Below are 1070 nucleotides of genomic sequence, written 5' to 3'. Positions count from 1 at the left end.
CTTAAATCACTCTGTCTTGTGAGTCAGGGTACAATACCTCACTGTCTGCAGTGTTAAACGGCAGGCCCGCCAGTTCTTCCTGATATGCAGACCAACCTGTACCAGCTGTTGTCCACGTTTTAGAGTCAGCTTGTGCTTCTTCCGCCAAACGAGCTGGTGGAATCACACATTCTTCATCAACACCCATCCATTCGCCGTTTTCTTGGCGAGAATAACGTGCCCAGTAAACTTCGCTCATGCGCGCATCAATCGCTACAGCGACATCAGTTGCACCATGCAGGCGATAGCTTGCTTGTGCCATCGCAGCCAATGTTGAAACACCAATCATCGGCAGTTCTGCACCAAATGCTAGGCCTTGAGCGATGCCAATGCCGATACGAACACCAGTAAAGCTACCAGGGCCACGGCCAAACGCTAGTGCATCCAAGTCTTGTAGAGTTAGACCCGCTTCTTTCAGCACTTCGTCAACCATTGGCAGCACTTTTTTCGTGTGGTCACGAGGTGCCACTTCGCTGCGTGAAATCACTTGGTCATTAACCAGTAGTGCAACTGAACAGTTTTCAGTTGCGGTATCGATAGCAAGAATTTTTGCGCTCATTTAACTCTCTAAAACTCTATTTTATTTGGTTACATCACAGCATAGGCTGCGACTAATTATTCTGCTTTAAGAAACGCTTTGATACGTTCTAAATCTCGTGTTCTTGGGATCGGAGGCAAGCTTCCAAGGAACGTGCCGCCATAGTCACGGGTGACAAGGCGATTGTCACAAATGATCAATGCACCATGATCTTTCTGATCTCGAATCAAACGCCCTACGCCCTGCTTTAAAGTGATCACCGCATCGGGGATTTGCACTTCAGCAAACGGCTCACCACCACGCAATCGACAATCTTCAATTCGGGCTTTTAGCAGCGGATCATCCGGGGCAGTAAACGGCAATTTGTCGATGATAACACAGCTCAGTGCGTCACCTCTAACATCGATCCCTTCCCAAAACGCCCCCGTCGCCACAAGCAAAGCGTTACCCAGCTCCATAAACTCTGCAAGAGTCTTTTGCTTGCTCATTTCAC

General features: G+C 48.6%; 1 protein-coding gene and 1 pseudogene. Both read right to left on the bottom strand.

Going from position 1 to position 1070, the window contains the following annotated elements:
• Positions 1-4 precede the first annotated feature (4 nt).
• A pseudogene (gene tsaB, locus R8269_RS26025) lies at positions 5-598 on the bottom strand (tRNA (adenosine(37)-N6)-threonylcarbamoyltransferase complex dimerization subunit type 1 TsaB); the annotation flags it as partial.
• A 56-nt stretch (positions 599-654) separates the two neighbouring features.
• A partial coding sequence (locus R8269_RS26020; protein WP_318223016.1) for an ATP-dependent DNA helicase occupies positions 655-1070 on the bottom strand: 416 nt, incomplete at its 5' end.

It is taken from the genome of Vibrio sp. Vb0667 (genome assembly GCF_033391095.1).
Note: the sequence above shows the minus strand (reverse complement) of the source record. Positions and strands in the feature narration are given on the sequence as shown.